We start from the raw sequence: 23,789 nt of genomic DNA, 5'->3' as shown, positions 1-23,789 counted from the left end.
GAACTATCAAATAAACTGCTGCAAAATTGGAAACTTCCGGATGTATCTTTTAAACAGTACCGTGAGGTAACAGGCCATGATCAATATATAAGGCGTTGCCTGCATAAAATAGCGATCGTTCTCTCCGCCTACCAAACAGGAATAGACAACGGCAATACAAACAACCGGGATCGATAACAGTACAAACGGGTGCTGCAGGTAAAACAAGCGCCTGCTTTTGTTTTTCACAGACCGGATCAATGCAAAGGGAATGGCGCCCAACGACAATATATAAACAAACAAAGCGACACCGGCAAAAACCAGCGCTGCGGGTTCGATCAATAGATGCAGTGGCAGCTTCTCCTTCATCGTACGTAAAGCGCCGCGTGCCAAGAAATTAGGTTTGCTTTGTGAAACATTGTACATAAACAGCGGGCCGCAAATTCCGAAAACAGATTGTTGTTTTGCAAACGCTTTCAACATGCCCCAGGGATTGTCTTGCAGTGCTTTGAAATATATTTTTTTGGAAACACTGCCGTATACGCCGATCCACCGCGGACTCAATTCTGAAGAAAATCCTGAAAAGCGATAGGGTTTATAAACCGCATCGGCCGCGTCAGCCTTAACAACCGGCAACAGCTTTTTGGGGCCGTTTGCGGATAAATAACCGATCAACGGATTGAAATCAAAATTCCAATAACCCGTTGCCTGTTTTGCAAAGAAACAAATGCCAAAAGCCTGCGATAATGGAATGGTTGCGGTAAACGGCTGCAGGGTGTTATAATCTACCGATGGTGTGGCATGATCGTATGCCCACAGGTACCAACCCGGTGCTCCGCCGCGTTGCATGATCGATCGCACTGCTGCAACATCGTATCCATAGGCACGCTGAACAACCATCATCATCGCGGGACCGGCCTTGTTGCTGGTAAGCGACTCGTTTGTTTCGGCTGCATTTTTCCTGCCTATGATAACCATCAAAACCAGCGGAAGTGAAATACTGATTGCCAAAGCAGCCAGCATTTTACGAAACTGCTTACGCGGCAAATACAACAATGCAAATATCAAAACAATTGAAAAAGGCGCAATCGCAGCGTTGGCGGCCGATTGAGATACCAGTAAAGCGGCTGCAATGCCCACCCACAATGCGTTCAACAGATTTGATTCGTCTTGAATGGCCTTCACCAACGACCAGGCGAACAAGGAAGTGAGCACAAAAGTAAGATGGTCGTAATGCATCCCGTCGCGCCAGATCTCGAAAGAGACCAGGGCGATTGAAAAAATACACGAGATGATAAACGCGAATTTTTTATTGGCACCGATGCGCAATGCCGACCTGAACAACAACACGATCCCGATCACATCCAGTATCGAAACAAGCATAAGGAAGATCCTGGCAGATGTTGCTGTTTCAAGATCCACTATGTTCAGCACTGCTGCATGCACGATAAATGTGCCTGGCGGAATATTTGTGCTGAACGCGAGGTAGTCTGCAAAATGTTCCGTGAGCGCCGAATAATACAAGGGGCCGGAATTCTGGTACTTGTTAAGGTCGGCCGAAGGCGGCAGCAGAAAGTAAACGGCCAGTCTTACAACAAGGCTGACCAGGATCAACATGGTTGTATAAGACAGAAATCTATTTTTTGCGCCTGCTAGGGAACGATTGCGGATAGCCTGCATTATTTCTGCGATTCCCATTTATTGCTCATCTGCTGCAAACGTGGATCAGACACAATGAGGTGCCACACCAATGCCTGGAAAGATTCGGTATGCGGTGTAATGTAATCTTTGTTAACGGTTGGAACGATAACGCATGCGTCTGCAACCTTGCCCGTGTACCCGCCATCGCGGCCAACCACACCTATTATTTTGCAGCCCGTTTCTTTAGCGAGTTTCAATGCATTCACAATGTTCGCGCTGATGTTCCTTTCGGCATCGCCGCCACCCACTGAAAAAACGAACAGCATGTCTTTGGAACTGAGATTGCTCACCTGCAACCATGCAGAATAGGTTGTTTCCCAACCTTCGTCGTTGGTGCGTGCGGTGAGTTCACTCACATTGTCGCTCGGCGAATATGATTCTATACCTGCGATCTTCCTGAAATCATTTACTGCATGGCTCGCATGGCCCGCTCCGCCACCTACGCCCACCAAAAAAAGGCGGCCCTTATTGTTGCGCAGCTCAAGCAGCAGCGCTGTCATTTTATCGATCTGGTCTACATCAATTTTCGAGATGATCTCTGCGGCTTCCTGCAGGTACTGTTTTGCGAATTGGTTGCTCACTTTGGTTTTGTTTTTGATAAATAATGAGTTGTCAGAAGAAAATGCTATCGCCATCCAGCGAAGTAAGGAAGGGTTGTTCGTCCCTCTTAAGAAAAGATTGTTTATAATAGGTCTTCTCTACCTTGTTCACCGCTATTCCAAACAAACCACGCAACACCTGTTTTACCTTTTCATTATTGGAACGCATGATCAGAAACGTTTCATGTGAGGCGTGCAGGTTTGCCTTGTAATATGTTTTGATGATCACCTGCCGCAAAAGTGCATCGTCCATGGGCAGCAAAGCCTCATCAACCAGTTCCATGTAATGAAAACCGGAAGTGGCGTTGTATTTTGTTTTGAAGACCAGGTAACCGAGGATCTTTCCCGCGTGTCTTATTTCAAATGGCTTGAAGGAAGAACGGTTGCTGCGGTCAAGGAAGATCCAGCGATACATCGCCGCCGAGCGGTTCATAGCAAAACGGTGTTGCCGGCTGAACGCCTCAAACCATTCGTCGGTTTCGCTCGAGAAATTATCAACGCATGCCACAGAAATCCCGCGGAATGTTTTGTTGGCCCTGCCCTTAAAAAAAACAAATGCCTGCGGGATCTTCAACAGAACCGATGCCGCTGTAAGCGCAGCGCGTTTCAACAGCGACCCATTGTTTTTCCTGGCACTGAAAAAATCTTTCAAAGGCTTGACCGGGAACAGGAACGAGCCCGTAAACCAAGGTGAATCCGCACGTTTGTATTTGAATGCTTTTACAAGCATCGTTTCAACAGAAGGATTGGGTGTATTGCTCATCAGCAGCCCGCCTTGTTTAACATAGTTCATAAATAATTCAAGGCTGTGTTTGCGTGCATCCTCATCTACAAACCAGCTTGTGGCCCAGTAAGATGGATGTACAACACCATCAACCACACATTTCGCAGCAATGTTCCCGAGCACGCCGTGTATCGTATCGTTCTCGTCAGTGATCGACCAGCCGAGGATCGTACTCGTTTCAACATTTGGATTGTTGATCCAGATCCATTCCAGGATGCGCATCCAATCCTGCTTTGTATAAACACCACCCGATTTTGTTTCAAGGTATTGCGATACCCGCGGGATATCAGCCGCTACAATATGGGTGATGCTGAAATCAGGCATGCATCGCTCCTTCTTTGATGAACTGTTCGAAAACCTTTACGTCATATGGGATCATGTACTTCCTGCAAAACGCGAAGGCCTCTTCACGTTCTGCAGTTCTCTCTTCCGACGAAGTATGTGCATCCTGCGCAAAAATCTTTTCCAGATCGCTAAGATCCGTAACCGTTTTGCGCCAGCTCTTCAGCGCATACAACACATCATCTGAAATTTCAGCGCCTATCTGCAGGTACAGGGGCCGCAAACCGGAAAGCACTGCAAAAAAAGCAACGGATGAGTTACGGTACAACAACCAGCTTGATCTTTTAAAATCGTCGTCGATGTTTTTATTTGTCGAAAGAATAATATTCGGCGGCAACTCGCGAAGCAGGGGCTCTTCTTCCTGCAGGTCTGTAAAACGGATCGTTGGGTGCGTGCGGAAAATAAAACTTGTTTCCGGCATCGCTATCGCCGCTTTCACAGCAAACCCGAACAAAGCCATGCACTCGTTGACCAAACCTTCGGGTGTAACAAGGCACGCGTTGACGGTCTCCCCAACTGGTGTATATACGGGCTCCCGCTTTAATCTTGGTGAGCCGTATTCCAGGATGGCCGTATTTCTCAATTCACCCGAGGCCATGAGTATACCGCGTGTAACTCCGCCAACCGTGAGTATCAAATCAGGATCATAAGCGGCCCCACGCGATTTTTTTATGGAATGTGAACTTGGAAACAATATGGTGTGCTGGTATCCTATTGCCATTATTTTACGCGGAGCCGTTTTTGCTGCATGGCAAGCCATCCTTTCCCATGAGTGTCCTTCGTATGTAAACGCAATCGTTTTTATATTGGTTTGTCTGATCACGGGCACCAGCGTTTCGTACAAACGGTAAGCTCGGAGCGTGTGCGGTGAAAGTGTATTCCCGGATAATTCCCTTAAGAACGATTTTCGCAACGGATCCTTCTCTTCGAGGTATTGCCGGAAGAAAAAAAACGCTGTCCGCAAAGCCCTGCTTATGATCTTTAATTCGGCAACAGGAGCAAGCTGCAATGGCAATACAAACTTCTCTGGTTGCGCCGAAGCGGTCTCATCATCCACCCATCCTTTGAAAGCCGGAACATGATTCATCAGCCCAACTGCTACATGGTAGCCCTGCGACTGCAGGTAGTCCGGTAATTCCTGGAAATAAAAATCAGGCGCATGTTTGGGTGTGGATGCATTCAACAGATGAGATATAAAAAGCACATCCGTTTGCGGTTTGATCTTACTCAGGCCAGGGGTTTTAAAAATCATGGTAAGCGACCGAATGAGGCCGGCCAAAATATTTACTGCTCCCCGCAACACATCTGTGATCAATTCAGGTACCGTCCTTTTATGGAACACACGAACGTAACGCTCCTGTATCGATGGATGGCTATGTAATACATTCAACCATGCATTGCCAACGATTGAAAAATCGGATGCATGTTTTTCGAGGATCGCCTCCGATTGTTCAACGATGTATTGAAATTGTGACTGGGTAAGTGAAAGCGGCCTCTTCATCTGTTTACGACACCCTTGTTTTCTTCAGGCGGTCGCCATATTGTACTTCGTTGTCTACAACTATCTTCACCGGAATTTTATAAGGCGCAAGCACCTGCCTGCAATGTTTTTTTACCCGGCTGGCGAGATCTTTTCTATCTTCTTCTTCAAACAACCTTACGCGGGCAACCACGATCATCCCCGTGATCGGGCTTTTTTCGCCATATACCATAACTTCTGCTATGTTTGGCATCTCCTGTATCACCGTTTCTATTTCGGAAGGATATACTTTTTCGCCTCCTACATTGATGAGCTCCGACTTTCTGCCCAGTATCCTGAAATACGCTCCATTCACTTCAACAGCATCACCTGTTTTGAACCATCCATCTTCTGTAAAAGGGCTCGGTGCGTTCAGGTATCCAAGCATAGCCGAAGCAGCTTTTATCTCCAGCAGCCCATCCACCACGCGCAGTTCGTATCCATCACCACCCAATTTTACCCAAAGCGATTCGTCGCTTTCCGATTTTGAACGCAGCACGCCCAATTCGATCAGGCCATAGGTTTGCTGCAGCTTCACGTTCGGGAACAATTCTTTCAAACGCCGGAGCGTTGATGGCAACATGGGCTCTGTTCCGTAAGAAATAATTTTAAGGCTGCCCAGGTCAAATTCATTGTACGCTTCGCTTAGCAGCAGGAGGTTCAGAAAAGTTGGGGAAGCGGGTAACAATTCGATCTTGTATCTTTCTATCAAACGGCAGATGTTTGCCGGCGAACGGTCTTTGGTGGAAATCACTACGCCGCCGTTCGATAAAATATGCAGCATCGTATTCAATCCACCCCAATGATCAAACAACAGGAAATTCAATGTCCGCAGCGCCGTCCGTTTTGTGCGGAACTTGTCGAGCAGTTTTGCGAAATCGTGCACCGCGCATTTTGGCTCCCCTGAAGTTCCCGACGAAAACAAAACCAGGCCCGGATGCCTGCGGTCCCTTATGATATCGTAAAACGCATGAGTGGCCTGCCGGCCGTTCTTTACAACACTGCATTCGTCGTTTTGATCGATCGTAAAAACAGCACCGGCGCCCGAGATCGTTACCAATTCTTCTTCGTTCTTTACCGTAGCAACCAAGGGAACCACGATCGCATTTTTTTTAACGAGCGCAAGGAACAAGGCGATGCTGTTTGGCGTAAAATCGCCCTTCAGTGCAACAACAGTCCCTTCGGCGATGTCGTTTTGCGAGATATATTCCTCGAAAAAAACAACCCGCTCCATGAGCCATTGGTACGAAAATGACTTGTCATTCCAGATTATGGATTCCTCATGTTGGTGGGCGTCAAATCGTTCCAGCAAAAATGAAATGCTGTTCTCTTCCTGCATGATCATGTGTTTAACAAAAGGGTTCCGTAAGAAAGCCCTACGCCAAACCCGCAGAGAATTATCTTTTGCCCCGGCCGCATTTTACCACAATCCATCGCGTCTTTTATGGCAATGGGTATGGATGCAGAAACCGTGTTACCGATCTTACCGATGTTCATAAAAACCTTCTCACCCGGCAATTGCATTTTCTTTACCAACGATTCGATCGTCATCAGGCTTGCCTGGTGAAAAATAAAGAGATCGATGTCTGCGAGCGCAAGGCCGTTGCACCCGAGCAATTCGTTTACCTGTTGCGGTACTTTTGAATTGATGAACGACCAAACGGCAAGGCCATCCATCCTGATATCATCAGCGCTCCTGATGTTGCCGGCATGATCGGCGGTTTCGATGGCGGTGGCTGCCGACTTTGGCAAACGCATACCGCCCGCGGGAATCATAAACTTATCATACCCATCACCATGCGTTGCAAGAACAACATCTTTGATGCCCGTTCCGTTTTCTGAAACACCAATAACAGACGCCGCTGCGCCGTCACCGAACAATACGCGCGTGGACCGGTCTTTCGTGTTGATGAATTTTGAATAGGTATCCGCATTCACCAGCAGTATATTCTTCGCTACCCCAGAACGGATGAATGAATCGGCCATCATCAAACCATATATATAGCCGGTGCAGGCATGGTTAAAATCAAAAGCAAACGCGCGTTCGCTGAGTTTGAAATGACGCTGCAGCAAAAACGCATTCGAAGGCATGATGTAATCAGGGCTCTGTGTGCAGTAGATGATGCCGTCGATATTTTCCCGGTCGAACTGTTCAAATAATTTTTCGCATGCTTTAACCGACAGGTCGAAAGCGGTTTCTTCAGCCGATGCAATGTGCCTTTGTTCCACACCGGATTTTTTTTCGATCTTGTCTACATCCCAATCCGGGAACTCGTTGCGCAGGTCCGTATTGGTCACGATCCTGGCAGGAAGGTGGTATTCGATATGTTTGATCGTTCCATTCATTTTAAAAAACTCTTGAAAGCCTCATTGTGTTCAAGCTCTGCTGCGATGGTTGATGTTTCGCCATGGCCAGGATAAATTTTCAACCCGTTTGGCATAGACGCGATTTTCTGTAAAGAGATTTTCATTTTTTCTTTGTTCCCGCCGGGAAGGTCGAGCCTTCCGATCGATCCTTTCATCAAGGTGTCACCCGTGAACAAGTGATCGCCGATCAGGAAACAAACACCGCCATCTGTATGCCCCGGTGTATGCATCACTTCTATTCGTAAGTTGCCGAATACTAGCGGCAACGCAGTGTTGTCCAATTCACGATCTACAACAGGAACCCGGATCGGCGCTTCGCCCATAAAAAGCGACATATAAAGATTTGCGGATCGCAACAAACGCTTATCCGCCGAATGCAGGTAAAACGGGCACTTGAACGCATCCACCACATCCGCTACCGAAACAATGTGGTCAAAATGGGCATGTGTGTTTATTACCGCCCATACTTTTAAACCATTCCCGTTGGTGTATTCTTCCAGCTCCTCAAAATTTCCACCGGGATCAATGATCACTGCATCCTGCCCATCGGAAACGATGTAACAATTCTCCTCCCATTTCCCGTTTACAATTCTCCTGATCTCCATTTTCTCAAACACCTCCGAGGTAAATATGCTGTCCGGTTATTGTATCGCTGGCAGGATCGATGAGCCAGTCCAGGGTATGCGCCAGCTCTCCCGTTGTACCCATTTCAGGGATCGCATTTCGCTGCAACACTTTTTGCAATGCATCGCTGTCTATGTTTTTCAGGAGGTCGGTATCGATCGCCGAAGGCGAAACAACATTGCAGGTGATCCCATGTTGGAACACTTCCTTGGCAAACACCCTTGTAAACGAAACAACCGCTGCTTTTGACGCCGTGTAGATCGCCTCACCTTTCTCTTCATGCCTTATGGCCATACTTCCGAGGTTGATGATGCGGCCCGAATGGTTTTTCATCATCAGTTTTGCGGCTTCGCGAGAAAAAAGAAATGTTCCGATAAAATTTGTATGCATCGTATTGATCGCTGCCTGTACAGATACCAGCAACACAGGTGCAAGGGTCTGGTTTACCGCAGCATTGTTGATGAGTACATCGAGCCTCCCATGTTTTTTCCGGATCTCGCTGAACATATTTTTCACCAATCTTTCGTCCGTAACATCGAGAACGTAATGTGTATACTTGTCATCGCCGTGATCAACAACCTTCCGGCTGCATCCAATAACAGCGTGCCCCGCAGCAAGATAATGCTGCGCCAGTTCTTTGCCGATACCGCGGCTGGTGCCTGTTATCAAAATGACCATGCAGTAGATTATTTTTCGTTTACCAATACTTCAATGTAGTCGCGGATCGTGCCTATGCTTTTAAACGGGCTCACCGCTTGTCCCAAAGCACGGTCGTCTGCCAGCGTGATCGATATGTTGTGGTCATCTTCCAGCGTCTGTTCCAATGCCACGATAAAAGTTACCAGGTCTACCGAATCAAAGATGCTTTCGCTGCCCATGATCGCCGTATCCGGTGTTGGCTCACTGTCTATTGTTTTATCGCTGTCGTTGATCACCCGTTTGAAAGTGGCGATAACGATGTCATTGATTTCTGCTCTTGTCATTGTTTCTTTTTTATAACGATTCCTGAAATTAAATCAATACCAGCCGCTTACCGCCCCCGCCTTGCGCAATATCTTTCCTGCAAAGGGGTACGACAATAACGACGGGATTGAATTGGGCCTCTGAAATGGAACATTGTAACGCGATAGGCACGTCCTCGTTTCAACAGCAGCCGGCACCACCCTGTTTGTAAACCCGTAAGCGAAATGTTTCCCAACCACGGCAAGTGTTTTCTCATCATACATACCGTGCGGAAATGTGCAAACAACTGCTTCTGTATTCAAATGCGTTTGGATCTCTTTTTTGTTTTCGGCCATCTCCTGTTCCAGCTCATCCGCACGCAACCATGAAAAAGGGGTATGCGTTTTTCCATGCCCGCCAATATCGATGATGCCGCTTAGGTGCGCGGCGCGAATGGTTTCCCATGATGCGGGTTTCCAGTACCCGGGGTTGCCCTCATCCGTTAATTCATTCATTGGAACGCCATTCAGGGATATCTCGTTTGCACGGATGGAATTTGCGGAGATTTTCCTGTTAAAAAGCTCGTTCCACAATTCATTCAACACTGCATTGATACCGCTTTTTCCGGTCACTTGTCGTTCGAAATGCAGCTCGTTTTTTTTAACAACAAGTTTCGCGGGCAGTTTGCTGTACAAATGATATTCAAGCGCGAATATCGCAGGCTCTATTCCCTCGTTTGTCCAGTCTGATGTAATGAAGACCGTTGCCGGCGCATTGTATTTTTTTAAAACGGGCAAAGCATGATCGAAAAAATATTGAAGCCCGTCGTCAACTGTAATAAATATACCATCGTCTGAAGCAGTTCCATCAAAATACGCATCCAGGTCACCGGGACGAAGAATTTTAAAACGGCTGCTGCAATAATCGATCGCTTTTTCAAAATCGTCCGTGCGTACAAAACAGTTCCTGCTTGGCATGAACACGCAGTGTTCACTCATATCATCGGCAACGCCATGGAACATCAATGTTTTAAACGACTTTCTCATCCGCTGTTACCAAACCTTTGGTGAAACGAATGGCGTTCTCAACACACTCCACTTCCATGGCAACGCGTGTCTCAACTGTTGATGTAGCGTTGTGCGGGGTAAGGATCACATTTTCAAGATCGCACAATGGACCGTTGTAGGGTTCTTTGGCAAACACGTCGAGACCCGCACCGGCCAGGTGTTTCGATCGGATGGCTTTCAACAATCCATCCTCATCGATCATTCCGCCGCGAGACAGGTTAACAAGAAGTGCGCCTTTCTTCATCCTGCTGTAATCATCGGCACCAATCACGGGTGTATTTGATTTTGCGGCGTGAACTGAAACAATGTCCGATTCGCGCAACAACGTTTCTTTATCAACCAGGGTTGCGCCCAGGTTGCCAACAGATTCTTTCGCCAGGAAAGGATCCGCCACGAGAATCTTCACGTTGAACGGCTTGAGAAACTCGGCGATCTTTCTGCCGATCCTTCCAAACCCAATGATGCCAATGGTTCTGCCACTCACAAGATGCGATTCAAGCCGCTCCCATTTCTTATTTCCCATGCTGTTTGCCTGCACACGCAGGTTGCGGCTCAGGGAAAAATAAAGTGAGATAGCAAGTTCGGCAACAGCGATCGTGGGAACATCGGGTGTATTTAAAACCGTGATGCCTTTTTCACTTGCCGTTTCCAGGTCGATCGCATCCACCCCAACGCCGCAGCGGGAGATGCAGCGCAGGTTGGTAAGCGCTGAAAGCACTTCCGCATCATATGGTTCAACACCGGCTACGATCACGGTTGCATTTTTTCCTGCCTGCAACAATTCCTCCTTCGTTATTCTTTTCCCTGTTGAATGAATGGTATAGGGAATGCCCGACGCTTTCAACAACTCCAACGGTTTTGCATCAAATTCAGCGAAGGTGGAAAGGGCTATTAAAATATTGTCCATGCTGGTTCTGTCAATTCAAAAATAAATTTGCAAGGCCGTTAAGGTCGTCAACGCTTATCTCAGGTTGCGGATCGTCGAAGTGCAGCCCGCTTTGCCTTGCGATAAAATGAACACCTGTTTGAAAGGCTGTTCTCTGGTCGCCATACGAATCGCCGATCAATACCGCATTTTGCGCGGAACTGTTTTCCTTTGAAAGTATGTCGTATACCGCATCGATCTTAGTCCATGGCGGGCAACCGTATACGTTTTTGAAATAAGACCGGATCTGCAAATGGTCAAGTATGATCTCGAGATCATGTATCGGCGTAACGGATGCGAGGTACAGGGGATAATGCGGCTTCATCGTCTTTAAAAAATCCACTGCGCCGTTCACGAAAGAAACATTTTTCATTTTCTCCAGCGTTAGGGAAGAAAACTCTTCCAGCAACTGCCGCCTCAATACCGCATCGTCCGTTCTTCCCAATTGCGCGAGCAGGAAATCAAACTTCTGGAAACGCGATACGGAAACATGTGTACGATGGTAATTCAATGCAGCCTCGTATTGTTCCGGGAAACGTTTGAACAGTTCATCAAATACACGGTCTTTTATGTCATTCGATTCAACGATCACGCCGTCAAAATCAAGTATCACAATTTCTATCTTTCCGTCAAACAGCACTTATCCGATCGATTTTTCCAGATCCGACTGCATTTTGCGCGCACTGTCGCCCAGGAACAGGATGTCTGTTCCCACTGCTATAAACGTATACCCTTCTTTAACTGCGTTCTCACAATCCTGTACCGCAGTAGACGGCTGCACCATATGGATGCCCGCTGCCAATCCCTTTGCGAGCACGGCTTTGAGCACTTTTTGTTTTGCTTCGATCACTTTGGGATGGGATAATTGCCCCGGTATTCCCAACGACATCGACAGGTCATAAGGCCCGATGAATGTTCCGTCGATACCCGGAACAGAAAGGATCTCATCTATATTATTCACCGCATCGATGTGTTCGATCTGAACGATCACCAATGTTTTTTCATTTGCTTTTGTAACATAGGCATCAAAGTCAACGCCATATCCCTGCGCACGTGCAAGCCCTACGCCCCGCGTTCCCATAGGCGGGTATTTGCACATGGCGACTGCCAGTTCGGCTTCTACTTTTGTGTTTACCATGGGAACGATCACGCCGGCTGCGCCGGAATCCAGTACTGCCTTGGCCTGTACAGGATCAACGGAAGCGAGCCTTACCAATGGTATGGATCCGCGCTGTTCGATCGCGATCACCAAACGCAATACTTCTGAAACATCGATCGCGGTGTGTTCTGTTTCAACCACAACCCAATCGTAACCTGCCATTGCCAGTATTTCAGCAATGGAAGGATGGGCCATCGACATCCAGGTACCAATAGAAGGTTTTTTTTCCTTTAGCTTTTGTTTGATCTTTTCTGCAAGCATGTTTTTGTATTTAGATCCTGCGCAGAACGATGCGCGCGAAAGAGGACAACCGTTGCGATTGCAAATATTCTGTAAACATCGCCACCCCTTGCGGGCTGATCGTATCAACCAATGCGCGCAAACTGCGCGGCCATTGTTCGTTGGGCAATTGAGCGATGGTTTGTTTTACCATTTCCACATCAAACATACCCGGTGTGCTGAGTTCAAGTATTTTCCATTTGCCGGAAGCTGTAAAAAGATCGATCAGTCCCTGCACTGAGGGAAGGTTCAGTTTGTCGGGCGGGATCACCGAAGGTGAACGCTCCCACAACGACTGGATCTCAAATCCGCTCGAAACAGGGCATGTTGCAAACAAAAGCCCGTTGGGCAGCACAACATCTTCTACCTGCCCTAAAAATTTTGATATGCCCGAGATCCTTTCCAGTACATCAATTGCAACCAATACATTTGTTTTATCCAGGGAAGAAAAGTCGTCCAGCGACCTGCTCCCGGCTTTCTGAACATTGTTTTCAAAGTCTACGTCGCCGTCCGTTAAACCGGCGGAAACGATCTTCATCCCTTTTGCATAACCGGCTACTTTTTCGATCAGTGCTTTTCCGAAGAAGGAGATGTCTGTGTACTGAATGGCAGAAAACGATTGTCCCGGCAAGTATTCCGACAATCCATCCATGATCCAGTTGGCACGCGGTTCGATGATCTTTTCATCACGCGATGCAGCGCTTAATTTCAATAATTTATTTGTCCAGAATTCCGTTGAAGCCGACTCCTTGTACCACCAGTTCAATTCATTTTCCGAAGGGCGCTCTTTTGCGTACAATGTTTTGCAATTGCTGCATTCCACGTATACAAATCCCGATTTGTCGAACGCCGGGTTGGATGCGCTGCTGGCGCAAACAGGGCAATCAACTTTTACCCAATCTTTTTTCCCGGCCCAGCGTGTTTTGATCTCTTCCGCCACCGCATTTTTCCATTGCGCAAGTTCCGCCCTGGGTTTTATTTCAAACTCTGAGATCTCGTTTACAGATACAACAGTTTTCATATTAATTTCTTTTATCCGAAGGGATGATGGGTGATTGGTATACTTTATCGATGATCTCCATCACTTTCAATGCATCGTTGGATGTTCCTTTTTCAATGGGCCTGTTCTCAAGAATACATTCTGCAAAATGTGCGATCTCGATGTTCCATGACGGGTCGTGATCGTAGTAGATCGTTTCTTCGCGCGGGTTGCCAACAGCCATTTTTTCGTTCTGCGATGGCCTTCTGCCGATCACAAGCGTTTCCCTTCCATAACTCCCGGTTTTCGACAACAACCCCGAGATCACCGCATACCCTTTTTCACAACCGATCTCTAAACGGAACGTATGCTTCCAGGATGTTGCCGATGAATGCAGTTGCCCGAGTTGCCCTGCGGCGGTGCGCAATATCACCACTGCATTGTCTTCCACTTCTATGTCGAACGCCGTAATGGCGCGCATGCCGTGCACCTCAACAAAATCGCCAACAAAATACCGGAAGAGATCGAGCATGTGAATGCCCTGGTCGAGCAGGATACCACCGCCCGAAACCGCTTCGTCGTTTCGCCAGGAGGTGTGGTAATCGTATCCGCCACCTTTTCCATACATACCGCGCAGGGTAAGGATATTTCCCAGCGATCCTGAATCAATGATCGCTTTTGCGTCTGTAATGCCGGGGTGGTGTCGGTGGTTAAAACCAAAGATCAGCTTCACACCCGGATTTGCAACTTCGGCGTAGCGGATCGCTTTGATGTCGTTGTAATTGCGGCCCGGTGGTTTTTCGCAGAATGCATGTTTGCCATGGTTCATTGCATAGATCGCCACTTCGGGTATCGCAAAATTGGGTGTGCATACGATCACCGCATCGCTGTCGTGAACGAGCTTTTTCCAGTCTTTGTAAACCGCAACATTCTTTGCAGCGATCTGTTCTTCCCGGTTGGGATCGCAGATCCCTACCAGTTCCATACCGGGATGTTCCATCACATTGCGCAACCTGATCTCGCCCATGTAACCGAAACCAACAATACCTGTTTTTATTTTTGTACTCATGCGTATACTTACCGGGTAATTGATTTGTATAATTCGTGCTGCACCTTGTTGTTCCTGATCCATTCTTCCACCAATGGAACATCGGATGGATTGTCTACGCCTATCGTTGGATAATCTGCCACCACGCCACGGATGCGCATTCCATGTTCTGTTGCACGCAGCATGTCTACAGACTCCGCGATCTCCATTGCGGTTGGCGTAAGCGCGCTGAACTTATTCAATGCATCTTTCCGGAAGGCCATGATACCCGTTTGCCTGTATACCGGCACCGCAACCTGCTGCCTGTAATAAGGAATGGATGAACGGGTAAAATAGATCACATCTCCATCGAGTTTGCAAACTGCTTTTACGATATTGGGGTTGGTGTGATCGTCCTGCGATTGCAGGGGCGATAACAGGTTCACGATCGGCAGCGACGGATCTTCCAGCAATGGCGCGGCCACTGCATTGATGGCTTCGGGCATGAGCAGTGGCTCATCGCCTTGCACCATTACAATGATATCACCCGGCAGGTGTTCCATCGCTTCTTCAATGCGGTCGGTGCAGCGTTCGTGCGTGTCCTTTGTCATTACTGCCTTGCCGCCAAAATTCTCTATCGCTTCTTTGATAGATGTATCGCAGGTTGCCACCACTACCAGGTTGTTTCCTGCAAGCAATGATCTCCTGCGCACATGCTCCACCAACGGCAATCCCAAAATAGATTCCAATGGTTTACCCGGGTAACGCGATGAGGCCATGCGCGCCGGGATAACGATCGTAATATTATCTGCCATAACTTTTTTTATTGAGGTAACACACCGCAATCCACATTGATACACTGCCCCGTGATGGCGCCCGCCGCCGCAGAAGCAAGGAACACACAGGTATCTGCAACCTGCTGCTCTGTTGGCAATACACCCAATGCAGTTTGCGTTTTTGCAAATTCATCGAGGTACGAAGTAAGGTCTCCACCTTTGGTGGGCGAGTCTTTTTCCTGGAGCGCCTCTTCCAATCCTGGTGTGCGGAGGTATACCGGACAAACAGCGTTTACGCGGATGCCCCTGCCGCCGAGTTCTTTGGCGAGCGACTGCGTGATGCCATTCACACCAAACTTGCTGGCACAGTAAACGGAATTGTTTGCGCTTCCTCTTTTGCCTGCAAGGCTGGAAATATTGATGATGGCACCACCGCGCGTCATCGCAGCCACCGCTGCCTGCGAAGTGAAGAGAATGCTTTTGAGGTTCGTATCGATCATCTGGTCCCAAAATTCCTCCGTAATTTTTTCGAGGGGTTGCCAGCCCGAGTAGCCCGCATTGTTCACAAGCACATCAATGCTTCCCGACCACTTTATGATCTCTGAAAAAGCAGTTTTGATCTGATCGGGTTTGCTTACGTCGGCATGAAAGAATCTCGCACGATCCCCCAGATCTGCGGCCAGCCCGGAATCGTTTCTCGAAACGATGGCAACGCGGTTTCCCGCAGCATGAAAGGCTTTGGTGATGGTTGCGCCTAATCCTTTTGATCCGCCTGTTACAACAATGGTATGCATGGTAATGATTGATGAAAATTAAATGGTCATTGCAGTAAAACCGCCGTCTACCGCGATCTCTGCCCCTGTTACAAACCCTGCGGCATCGGAGAACATCCAGAGTACCGCACCCACGAGTTCATTGGGTTTTCCGTAGCGTTTCATCCCGGTGTGGCCCAGTATGGCCGCTTCCCTTTCCGGTGTGATGAAATGCTGCATCGACCATTCAGTAGGGAAGAACCCGGGCCGCAATGCATTCACACGCACGCCCATGGTGCCCCACTCGCGCGCGAGGTTTTGTGTAAGGTTCTTTACGCCGGATTTGGCAACGGAATACGTAAAGGCCTTCGACAACGGCGGGCCCGATGAAGCAGAACTGATGTTGATGATGGACCCGCTTCTTCTCTCCACCATATACTTACCATACACCTGGCAGGCAAGCATCGTTCCTGTTAACTGCACGGCAATGATGTTGTTCCATTCTTCAAGCGGTATTTCAAAAAAGTCTGTAGGTGCGTTGGAGCCTGCACCGTTCAACACACAATCGAGTTGGCCATAAGTATCGAGGGCAACCTGCAATGCGCGCTGGTGATCTGCTGCAAGACGCACATCCATCTGCACCGCCACGCCATCGCCGCCTGCGGCTTTGATATCGGTCACCACTTTATCTGCCGCTTCTTTACTGAAATCGCAGCAAACAATTTTCATCCCTGCTTTTGCAAGGCTGCGCGACATCTCTCCAACAAGATGTCCGCCTGCGCCGGTAAGCAGAACAACTTTTCCTTCAACGTTAAAAAGATCCTCTAAATAACTTCTCATATAAAAATTCTACTTTTTTATTGCTGTTGCACGCAGCCACCAGGCCGGCGCGTTCTGTTCGATATAGGCCTTGAAAGGTTTGATCACCGCCCGCTCCATCGGATCCGGAACAGCTTCAAGTCCGCTCACCGTAGCAGAATATAATTTTACAAATCCCCTGTTCAATAAAAAATTCCTCAGGCGGCTCTTGAACTTACCAACCGCGGAAACGCCCCTTGAAAGATCCGTGATCGTATTACCATGATAAGAAAGTTTGATGGCACCGTAACCTGTTTTCTGCAGCAGCAGTTGCATCGGCTTTTTATCAAAAAAAAGCAAATGCGGTTCATCAAGCGATTTGTGTTGGTAATCGTTGCACGGAACCTCAATGAATAAAATGCCGCCGGGCGATAATTTTTTTGTGCACTCGTTAATGAACGAGACAGGGTCCGTTGTATGTTCAAGCACATGCGAGATCACCACGAGGTCAAAATCCCTGTCATGGGGCACTTCATCAAGTTTTGCATACACATCCACCTTGTAATTCCTGAGGTTTGCGTGCGTGGTAGCGTCTGATTCAACGCCCGTGTATTGAACGGTGGATGGGTTTCTTTCCATCCAATGTTTTGCAAAATAACCGGCACCCGGTCCGATCTCGAGCACTGTTTTTACTTCACATTTGTTTTTATCGCGGAATGCCTGTACATGCAGCATTCTTACAAGACTGATCGCGGAATAAAAAGCTACCGTTAGCGGGTGTGTAGACATACCGCCGTGTGCGTTATCGAAATAACCTTCGTTGTACTTACGTAACGCATCCGCATCCGGCAGCGGATACGCAAAAACCATCGTGCAGCTGTTACAACCCACCAGCGCACAATCTGCATAGATCGGGTTTTGGTACTTGTATTTCCGGATGAGGTAGCTGTCTGCATTGGCGCAAACGGGGCAAACAGCTTCTTTGTAATTGTGATCCATTCAAAAAAAATATCAGATGGTGTAACCTGCTTTCACGGCGTCGTTCCTGAACATCTTCACTGTTTCGAGTGAATACGCATCAAGATCCTTTCCAATGAGCGGAAGTTTGTTCAACAGGTCGTTTGCAACGGTAATGATCTGCACACCCGCTTCATTTGCCTGGAATATATTGAGCAACTCACGCGGGCTCGCCCAGATGATCTCTGTGTTGGCCCTTGTTTTTGAGATCGCTGCGGCTTTCGACATAATGTCCATCGGGTCCCTTCCCGTATCCGCGATCCTGCCTGCAAATACCGAAATATAAGCAGGCGCATCGCCCTGCAGGCTGTCCATTACCTTGTTCACCTGTTCGAGCGTCATCAATGCGGTTACGTTTACAAAAATGCCTTGTGCAGAGAGGCGTCTGATCACATCGCCCACAAACTCATTCCTGGTATTGGTAACCGGAACCTTGATGTTGATGTTCTTTCCCCAGGAGGCGATCTCAACGGCCTGCGTGTACATTTCTTCCAGGTCATCTGAAAACACTTCAAACGATATCGGCAGGTTGGGCACTGCAGCCAGCACATCCTGTGCAAATTTTTTGTAATCGGAGATCCCGGCCTTGCGCATGAGCGTAGGGTTTGTGGTGAAACCTTTGATGACCGGGTTTTTAGCCATTTCAACAATACCGCCCAGTTCGGCACCGTCGGCGTATATTTTTGTCTGAAGTTGATCGATGGTCATGGTGTTGTTTTATCTTTTTTAGTAGATCAGTTCGAAATAGGAAGAAGACAGGTTGCGGAAATAATTTCTTCCGAACATGTTCCTGCGGATGGATAAATAATGATTCACAGGAAACACATCAAAGTATTCCTGCTTCCTGCTGGTATTGAGATAATCCTTAACCGTGATGTCCGTGTCGTATGTTTTTTCGAAGAACGGGCTGCTGACAAACCGGTTCACCAGGTAGATCTTGTCTGCACCCTGGAAAAGGCTGCTGTTGAAATAACCTTCAAAATGTTCACGCCTCATTTCTCCGAGGCTGAAAAAATTGGAAACAAGATTGGCTCTGTGCGATTGTATCTTATGGTAATCATTCACCGGCACATACATAAACGAACCTTCCGGCATCTCCGAAAAATCTTTGAAATTTTCTATCTCCGATGGAAGAAAATGCTGGCTGCCCGGGTACAAGGTATTCAGGTAGATATAACTGCGCAACAACTGGTGGTGAAAATCGACGAGGATGATTCTGGCCGACGGATGGTATTTTTTTACCAGGCCCTGCAACCCGCCGTAAAACGAACCGATATCGACCCATACTTCATCATTCGACAGTAATTTTTTCCCGCGCATTCTTGTGAGCAGGTAAATATAACGCAGCCATCGTGTAGAAACGGAATAGCCATTGATCAGCGGATAGTCGGCCGCCCCCGGTGTTGCATTTTGCGGATTGTCTACCAGCAGGTCCTTTCCACCTATCGATTCGATGATGGCAATATCATCGAGGTGCATGGAAAACGTGAGCCCGCCCTGCATCAGGGAATTTACTTTACCCGCAATGGGGCTCATCAGTTTAGAGAGCCATGAGTAATCCTTCATCCCCACCATCGCCGCATAGAACGAATTGAATTTTCGTTTGATGCCCATATCAGACTGGCCGCTCCAGTTCCGGAGTTTTTCGATGGAGAAATCAGAATTGAGCAGGTCGTAGGCGCTGCTTACAATCCCCTGGTGTTTGCTATCGATCTCGGGGAGCGAGCCATCGTTGAAAAAATCGGGCGACTTTGAAATAAAATACGCAAGCTGTTCCTTGAAATTATCCATTGTAAGAATGAAATTATTTGATGGCCAAAAAACCTTCGAAACACAAAAATTTCTGGATCGAACATATATCCACAAACCCGGCGCGTTTCAGCATATCCACATTTGCATTGGAAGAAAAAGGCTCCAGTATGCCTTTAAGGCTGCGCGTTTTGGTAACGATCTCTTCGTATGAATACCCTCTTTCGAGTTTGTAATCGTTGTACAAAGTGGTGATGATGTCCTGGAAGCGAGCATCAGGGTAACGCACTTTTTCAAACAGTATGAATGCACCGCCCCAGTTCAGCGCTTCGTAAATGCGGTTCACCAGGTACTGTCTTTCTTTGGGGTGAACGAACTGCAGCGTGTAATAACAAACCACCAGGTCGCTCGGCTCAAAATCAACGAGCGTAATGTCTGCAGCCTCAAACTTGATGTTTGTGCCTGCGCCGATCGTCGCCAGTTTTTCATTCGCCTTCGCCACCATATCCGCTTCAATATCGTAACCTATGAATTTTGCCTGCTTGTGGTTGGTGTGGTTAAACAGCTTGAAGGTGAGCGTTCCCGTTGAGCAGCCCAACTCGTACACTGTAGAATCCTTCTTGATGAAATAATCACTGAACTGACAGATCTGCGCATGCCCCTCGTTGTAAAGAGGAACGGATTTCGATACATGATCGTCAAATGCATCCACCATCTCCCCGGAAAATTTCCAGTTTGCATTGCTTGCAGTAATGTTGTCGCCTGCCTTTGCCATATGTTAAGGTTTAATGATTATAATGATTGAATGATGTTTTCCAGGTCGCCCTTGCCCAGTACCAGTTTTGTTCCCAATCCTTTTGCAAATGCTGTTTCAAAATTGGTGGGTGCATAAAAAACCGAACGCTTGCAAATACTTGCCGTTGTATAAAATGTAGAGGTGAAAGGAAAGCTGATCCCCAGGTCGATCTTGCCTCCCACTGTATTCAACGCCACATAGGGATCGAGCACAACAAACTGGTCGCCTGCCTTTTCCTGCACTTCCCTGAGCAACGCTGTGTAGGATGCAGGGAAATCGGGAGACGACAATGAATATTTCGGTTTCAACAGCATCCTGCAATTGTATTTCATCGCGAGGGAAACGATATCGTTGTAAAATGCCCTGACAATTTCTTCGCTCGCTGCCTTGTCTCCCACTGATGTCCTGGCGATTCCCCTTTCAGTCGACTCATTAGGAACATCGAATAGCATGATGTTTTTGATAGTATCATTGATCTCAATATTGAACAACGATTCATAGCTCCCATTGGCGGGCTCGCTTTTCAAACGGTTTAAATTCACCGGGAGCGACAAACCAAATTCACGGTTGATGAGCGATTTAAAATAATTCAACGCATAGCTGTGTTCCGTAAGGCCAATGTGGTTGTGTGTGTAATAGGAGAAAAGCAACGTTTCGCATTCCTCGAAAGCCTGCTTTAACGTAACATCCATCACACCCGTTAGCAAAGCCGCAGAAATGGCGGTGGCCGGCGGTACAAATAGATTCTGGCTGTAAGAAAAAACGCGGATGCGGTCGTTGTAAACAGAACCGTATTTCAGCAGGCCGATATCGAAAAACGACATGACATAGATCCTGCGTACGCTTACCTTCCTTTGTTCCAACTGTTCAAAAACCGAAACATATTTTTTTGATACATGGTACTGGCTGAAGTATTCCTGCAGCAAAAACAAATTACGCCGCGCGATCATGTTCCGGAATGAGCCGCGGACCGACCTAAATTCAGCGGCCGCTTTTCCAAAGCTTTGTTTTGTTCTTACCAGTAGCGCCGGCTCGTGCGGGTAAACATCCGGTTGAACAAAATCACCTGGTCTTCCCCGTTCGTGTTTTTTGCTCGCCCTTTCATACTCATCAACACTCAACATGTGCTGAAACCCAAGGCCGGCGTATTCTACCGACACCAGGAACTCGGCAAACGACCTTGAATGCGAAACCGAACCCGCTTCATAAGAAAAAGCGTGCATGGGAAATCGGATGCAGACATCCGTTTCAGCAACTTTCACTTCATTCTGTAAAAAAAAACGGTATTGAAACCTGCTCAGCGACAGCAAAAGCCTGGCCAACGTATCAACCCATGCGATCAAAACACAGGTGATGACAAACAGTTGCCGCTGTTTTACCGCATTGTATATTTTCAGCCGGCGGGTATAGTGTTTTTTCAGCAGCGAAGAAACCGCATCAACGTAAAACTGCTGCGCCTGAGCGTTTTCGCCGGCTCTCGCGTTGGAGAGATGCGTAAAGACCAGCGTGTTCATCTCCAGGTTGATCTTGTTTTTCGCGCTCACCCATTCTTCAAACGCACCTGTTTTTTTGTATGCATCCAATGCATCAAACGAACAACCAAAAAGTTTCGCAAGCAATCCTGTCATGATCTGGTGTTGGCAATGTTCAATTGCCGAATCCTGCTTTTCTTCTTTTTCCTTTTAAAGAAAGTACCGGTTTTTCAACGAATTGATAAGAAAGAAATGCGGCGGATACCGATACCAGGATCAGGATTAGTGTTTTTCTTTCGATCTGCGGCGTGTATTGTATAAAATACGGGTGCCATGCATACACACCATACGATATCACCCCTAAAAATGAGAACGCGCGCAACAGGTAATTTTTACTGCCATAGGTTGTACCTGAAACTTCCTTGTGCAGCAAAACACAAAGAAGGATGATAAAGTCGATCGTTACGGAACCGGCGGTCCAGTAATAATCGATATGGTGCGCGTACAGGTAATTGGTAACGGCCAGCAATGCCAATATGATTATTATAAGCAATGCCTTGTTTATGGCCGGCAGTTTTTTCTCAAGCATCAATTTACATGCGAGCATGCCGATGAAAAAATGAGAAAGGTTGGCCGGGAGGTTGCGCCCGTCGAAACTTTGCCCGAATAAATAAAATGCAAACGGAACCCAGCAAACAAACAAAAAATATACACCTGCCAGCAGAAACCATTTATACGGGAACCTTCCCATGATAAAAGCCGCCAGCAAAGGCGCGATGATGTAAAACTGTACCTCAATGCCCAGGGTCCAGAATACCCGGCTGAACATGTAATCGTGGTTGAACTGGAACATGAGCAGTTGCGGGAGAACATCCTTAAAATGAAGGGAAGATTGTCCGCTGGCCAACGACCCTGTTATCCATGCGAGCAACGATAACAGTAGGAACAAAGGGTATATCCTTAAAAACCGGTTCAGGTAAAAAACGCCAAGGTCTTTTTTGGTGAACTGGTAACGTTCTGTAAAAAATCCGTAACCGATCACATATCCCGAAATACCAAAGAACATCCATACCGCCGTTCTGCCGGGGATATTGATGAATGCCGTGGTATTCTCGTGCATCGTGGCTGAATGAAATACTACCACTGCAATGGCAAGTAACCCGCGGATGATCAGTAAGGTGTCAATCTTTTTTCCGGTTACGGCTTGCGGCAAGGATCAAATGTTTTTTATGGTGTTTGCGAAACCATCCTGTTCCTGCTTTTGCAATCTCCTGATATCGTCATCGATGTTCCCAAAATCTGCGCCGACGAAGGCCACTGCTTTTTTGTTGGAAAGACTGAGATCTAAAGGGCGCTGAACAAGGTCTTTCCTGTCGGCAAAACTGGAAGGCGTGATCAGCGAGTCGTTCAATCCAAAGACCGAAGCCACCCGCATCCCGAATTCGTATTTCGAAATGCGTTCATTGCCAACGACATTGTAAATTCCTTTTGCATTTTTTTCGATCAGTATCATCACAACATGCGCAAGTGTTTCGATCAGCACCGGCGTATAGTGAATGTCGTCAAACAGAGAAATATTCTTTCCATTTCTCAATGCAGAAAGAATGCTGTCGCTGAAAGAATGCCTGTACGTCGTTCCCCACCCATAAAAATTGGTACGGATCGAAAGGAAGTCCTCAGACACTTCCAGTATTTTCTGCTCCGCCAATGCTTTCGTACGGCCGTATTCGTTCAGTGGTTCCACGGGATCTGATTCTGTGGCCAACGGCTTTTTACCGGCGAACAGGTGATCCGTACAGATATTTACGAACCGGACATTGTATTGCTTACAAGCCAGTGCAACATTAACAGCCAGATCAATATTGGTGTGTTCTGCAAGGCCGGGATCAGATTCACAACCCTCCACAGTAGTCAGGCTGGCGCAATGAATAACAACATCAGGATGGACCACCTTGAGTGTTTCAGCAAAAGCTTCTACGCTTTCCATATCGATCACCAATGCCTCAACACCCGGCAGCGCGATCATTTTGTTGTGGAGCCCGGCAAACACCTCGAACTCGTCCGCAATCGCGAGCGCCCAGTTGGTGGCCAGCAAACCCGACCCTCCGGTGAATAATATCTTTTTTTTCATTCAGG

25 protein-coding genes are annotated in these 23,789 nt (G+C 47.5%); all 25 read right to left on the bottom strand.

The genetic code is table 11. The features are described from left to right. Positions 1-6: 6 nt before the first annotated feature. On the bottom strand, positions 7-1,596 hold the full coding sequence (locus tag GWC95_RS03865; protein ID WP_161817344.1) for a hypothetical protein: 1,590 nt from the start codon (positions 1,594-1,596) through the stop codon (positions 7-9). 62 nt (positions 1,597-1,658) lie between these two features. After that, positions 1,659-2,261 (bottom strand): SIS domain-containing protein, encoded by a 603-nt coding sequence (locus GWC95_RS03860; protein WP_202630199.1) that lies wholly within the window; start codon positions 2,259-2,261, stop codon positions 1,659-1,661. Positions 2,262-2,292: 31 nt separating this feature from the next. Next, entirely contained in the window at positions 2,293-3,387 is a 1,095-nt protein-coding gene (locus GWC95_RS03855) for a hypothetical protein (protein ID WP_161817342.1), read from the bottom strand. Beyond that, positions 3,380-4,906: an HU family DNA-binding protein gene (locus tag GWC95_RS03850; protein ID WP_161817341.1), complete on the bottom strand. Its 1,527-nt coding sequence runs from the start codon at positions 4,904-4,906 to the stop codon at positions 3,380-3,382. Before GWC95_RS03850 ends, GWC95_RS03855 begins: the two co-directional genes overlap by 8 nt. Positions 4,907-4,910: 4 nt before the next feature. Continuing rightward, positions 4,911-6,263: an ANL family adenylate-forming protein gene (locus GWC95_RS03845; RefSeq protein WP_161817340.1), complete on the bottom strand. Its 1,353-nt coding sequence runs from the start codon at positions 6,261-6,263 to the stop codon at positions 4,911-4,913. Positions 6,264-6,265: 2 nt separating this feature from the next. Then, complete coding sequence (locus GWC95_RS03840; protein ID WP_161817339.1) at positions 6,266-7,270, bottom strand: ketoacyl-ACP synthase III; 1,005 nt, start codon at positions 7,268-7,270, stop codon at positions 6,266-6,268. After that, positions 7,267-7,908: an MBL fold metallo-hydrolase gene (locus tag GWC95_RS03835; RefSeq protein ID WP_161817338.1), complete on the bottom strand. Its 642-nt coding sequence runs from the start codon at positions 7,906-7,908 to the stop codon at positions 7,267-7,269. Before GWC95_RS03835 ends, GWC95_RS03840 begins: the two co-directional genes overlap by 4 nt. Beyond that, on the bottom strand, positions 7,901-8,593 hold the full coding sequence (locus GWC95_RS03830) for an SDR family NAD(P)-dependent oxidoreductase (protein ID WP_161817337.1): 693 nt from the start codon (positions 8,591-8,593) through the stop codon (positions 7,901-7,903). The genes GWC95_RS03835 and GWC95_RS03830 overlap by 8 nt, the downstream gene beginning before the upstream one ends. 8 nt (positions 8,594-8,601) lie before the next feature. Next, complete coding sequence (locus tag GWC95_RS03825; RefSeq protein ID WP_161817336.1) at positions 8,602-8,898, bottom strand: hypothetical protein; 297 nt, start codon at positions 8,896-8,898, stop codon at positions 8,602-8,604. Between the two features lie 33 nt (positions 8,899-8,931). After that, the gene (locus GWC95_RS03820) at positions 8,932-9,903 is read right to left on the bottom strand and encodes a polysaccharide deacetylase family protein (RefSeq protein WP_161817335.1); all 972 of its coding nucleotides are present in this window, start codon (positions 9,901-9,903) and stop codon (positions 8,932-8,934) included. Next, positions 9,887-10,831, bottom strand: a complete 945-nt coding sequence (locus GWC95_RS03815; RefSeq protein WP_161817334.1) for an NAD(P)-dependent oxidoreductase — start codon at positions 10,829-10,831, stop codon at positions 9,887-9,889. The genes GWC95_RS03820 and GWC95_RS03815 overlap by 17 nt, the downstream gene beginning before the upstream one ends. Positions 10,832-10,841: 10 nt before the next feature. Then, entirely contained in the window at positions 10,842-11,489 is a 648-nt protein-coding gene (locus GWC95_RS03810) for an HAD family hydrolase (protein WP_161817333.1), read from the bottom strand. After that, a complete protein-coding gene (locus GWC95_RS03805; RefSeq protein ID WP_161817332.1) occupies positions 11,490-12,269 on the bottom strand; it encodes an HpcH/HpaI aldolase family protein in 780 nt (259 codons plus the stop codon). 10 nt (positions 12,270-12,279) lie between these two features. Beyond that, entirely contained in the window at positions 12,280-13,308 is a 1,029-nt protein-coding gene (locus tag GWC95_RS03800; RefSeq protein WP_161817331.1) for a class I SAM-dependent methyltransferase, read from the bottom strand. Between the two features lies 1 nt (position 13,309). After that, positions 13,310-14,335: a Gfo/Idh/MocA family protein gene (locus GWC95_RS03795; RefSeq protein WP_161817330.1), complete on the bottom strand. Its 1,026-nt coding sequence runs from the start codon at positions 14,333-14,335 to the stop codon at positions 13,310-13,312. Positions 14,336-14,343: 8 nt separating this feature from the next. After that, on the bottom strand, positions 14,344-15,108 hold the full coding sequence (kdsB, locus tag GWC95_RS03790) for a 3-deoxy-manno-octulosonate cytidylyltransferase (RefSeq protein ID WP_161817329.1): 765 nt from the start codon (positions 15,106-15,108) through the stop codon (positions 14,344-14,346). 8 nt (positions 15,109-15,116) lie between these two features. Continuing rightward, complete coding sequence (locus tag GWC95_RS03785; RefSeq protein ID WP_161817328.1) at positions 15,117-15,863, bottom strand: SDR family NAD(P)-dependent oxidoreductase; 747 nt, start codon at positions 15,861-15,863, stop codon at positions 15,117-15,119. 18 nt (positions 15,864-15,881) lie between these two features. Continuing rightward, entirely contained in the window at positions 15,882-16,661 is a 780-nt protein-coding gene (locus GWC95_RS03780) for an SDR family oxidoreductase (RefSeq protein WP_161817327.1), read from the bottom strand. A gap of 9 nt (positions 16,662-16,670) precedes the next feature. Then, positions 16,671-17,618, bottom strand: a complete 948-nt coding sequence (locus GWC95_RS03775; protein ID WP_161817326.1) for a class I SAM-dependent methyltransferase — start codon at positions 17,616-17,618, stop codon at positions 16,671-16,673. A 12-nt stretch (positions 17,619-17,630) separates the two neighbouring features. Further along, complete coding sequence (locus GWC95_RS03770) at positions 17,631-18,344, bottom strand: transaldolase (RefSeq protein ID WP_161817325.1); 714 nt, start codon at positions 18,342-18,344, stop codon at positions 17,631-17,633. 18 nt (positions 18,345-18,362) lie between these two features. After that, positions 18,363-19,427, bottom strand: coding sequence for a putative sugar O-methyltransferase (locus GWC95_RS03765; protein ID WP_161817324.1), 1,065 nt, complete (start codon positions 19,425-19,427; stop codon positions 18,363-18,365). 13 nt (positions 19,428-19,440) lie between these two features. After that, complete coding sequence (locus GWC95_RS03760) at positions 19,441-20,160, bottom strand: methyltransferase domain-containing protein (protein ID WP_161817323.1); 720 nt, start codon at positions 20,158-20,160, stop codon at positions 19,441-19,443. Positions 20,161-20,177: 17 nt separating this feature from the next. After that, positions 20,178-21,809, bottom strand: coding sequence for a hypothetical protein (locus GWC95_RS03755; protein WP_161817322.1), 1,632 nt, complete (start codon positions 21,807-21,809; stop codon positions 20,178-20,180). A gap of 19 nt (positions 21,810-21,828) precedes the next feature. Continuing rightward, complete coding sequence (locus GWC95_RS03750) at positions 21,829-22,866, bottom strand: acyltransferase family protein (protein WP_161817321.1); 1,038 nt, start codon at positions 22,864-22,866, stop codon at positions 21,829-21,831. Positions 22,867-22,869: 3 nt separating this feature from the next. Next, positions 22,870-23,784: an SDR family oxidoreductase gene (locus GWC95_RS03745; RefSeq protein WP_161817320.1), complete on the bottom strand. Its 915-nt coding sequence runs from the start codon at positions 23,782-23,784 to the stop codon at positions 22,870-22,872. Positions 23,785-23,789: the final 5 nt, after the last annotated feature.

Origin of the sequence: Sediminibacterium roseum (assembly GCF_009939005.1) — a bacterium.
GTDB lineage: Bacteria > Bacteroidota > Bacteroidia > Chitinophagales > Chitinophagaceae > Sediminibacterium > Sediminibacterium roseum.
This window is presented reverse-complemented; position numbering and strand designations above follow the sequence as displayed.

Bases quoted from the DNA above. Each gene is read 5' to 3' on its own strand.
- GWC95_RS03830 (WP_161817337.1), bottom strand. From the start codon at position 8,593: ATGGTCATTTTGATAACAGGCACCAGCCGCGGTATCGGCAAAGAACTG.
- GWC95_RS03850 (WP_161817341.1), bottom strand. From the start codon at position 4,906: ATGAAGAGGCCGCTTTCACTTACCCAGTCACAATTTCAATACATCGTT.
- GWC95_RS03845 (WP_161817340.1), bottom strand. From the start codon at position 6,263: ATGCAGGAAGAGAACAGCATTTCATTTTTGCTGGAACGATTTGACGCC.
- GWC95_RS03765 (WP_161817324.1), bottom strand. From the start codon at position 19,427: ATGGATAATTTCAAGGAACAGCTTGCGTATTTTATTTCAAAGTCGCCC.
- GWC95_RS03770 (WP_161817325.1), bottom strand. From the start codon at position 18,344: ATGACCATCGATCAACTTCAGACAAAAATATACGCCGACGGTGCCGAA.
- GWC95_RS03775 (WP_161817326.1), bottom strand. From the start codon at position 17,618: ATGGATCACAATTACAAAGAAGCTGTTTGCCCCGTTTGCGCCAATGCA.
- GWC95_RS03855 (WP_161817342.1), bottom strand. From the start codon at position 3,387: ATGCCTGATTTCAGCATCACCCATATTGTAGCGGCTGATATCCCGCGG.
- GWC95_RS03760 (WP_161817323.1), bottom strand. From the start codon at position 20,160: ATGGCAAAGGCAGGCGACAACATTACTGCAAGCAATGCAAACTGGAAA.
- kdsB (WP_161817329.1), bottom strand. From the start codon at position 15,108: ATGGCAGATAATATTACGATCGTTATCCCGGCGCGCATGGCCTCATCG.
- GWC95_RS03825 (WP_161817336.1), bottom strand. From the start codon at position 8,898: ATGACAAGAGCAGAAATCAATGACATCGTTATCGCCACTTTCAAACGG.
- GWC95_RS03785 (WP_161817328.1), bottom strand. From the start codon at position 15,863: ATGCATACCATTGTTGTAACAGGCGGATCAAAAGGATTAGGCGCAACC.
- GWC95_RS03755 (WP_161817322.1), bottom strand. From the start codon at position 21,809: ATGACAGGATTGCTTGCGAAACTTTTTGGTTGTTCGTTTGATGCATTG.
- GWC95_RS03800 (WP_161817331.1), bottom strand. From the start codon at position 13,308: ATGAAAACTGTTGTATCTGTAAACGAGATCTCAGAGTTTGAAATAAAA.
- GWC95_RS03780 (WP_161817327.1), bottom strand. From the start codon at position 16,661: ATGAGAAGTTATTTAGAGGATCTTTTTAACGTTGAAGGAAAAGTTGTT.
- GWC95_RS03795 (WP_161817330.1), bottom strand. From the start codon at position 14,335: ATGAGTACAAAAATAAAAACAGGTATTGTTGGTTTCGGTTACATGGGC.
- GWC95_RS03840 (WP_161817339.1), bottom strand. From the start codon at position 7,270: ATGAATGGAACGATCAAACATATCGAATACCACCTTCCTGCCAGGATC.
- GWC95_RS03815 (WP_161817334.1), bottom strand. From the start codon at position 10,831: ATGGACAATATTTTAATAGCCCTTTCCACCTTCGCTGAATTTGATGCA.
- GWC95_RS03865 (WP_161817344.1), bottom strand. From the start codon at position 1,596: ATGTTGATCCTGGTCAGCCTTGTTGTAAGACTGGCCGTTTACTTTCTG.
- GWC95_RS03745 (WP_161817320.1), bottom strand. From the start codon at position 23,784: ATGAAAAAAAAGATATTATTCACCGGAGGGTCGGGTTTGCTGGCCACC.
- GWC95_RS03805 (WP_161817332.1), bottom strand. From the start codon at position 12,269: ATGCTTGCAGAAAAGATCAAACAAAAGCTAAAGGAAAAAAAACCTTCT.
- GWC95_RS03820 (WP_161817335.1), bottom strand. From the start codon at position 9,903: ATGAGAAAGTCGTTTAAAACATTGATGTTCCATGGCGTTGCCGATGAT.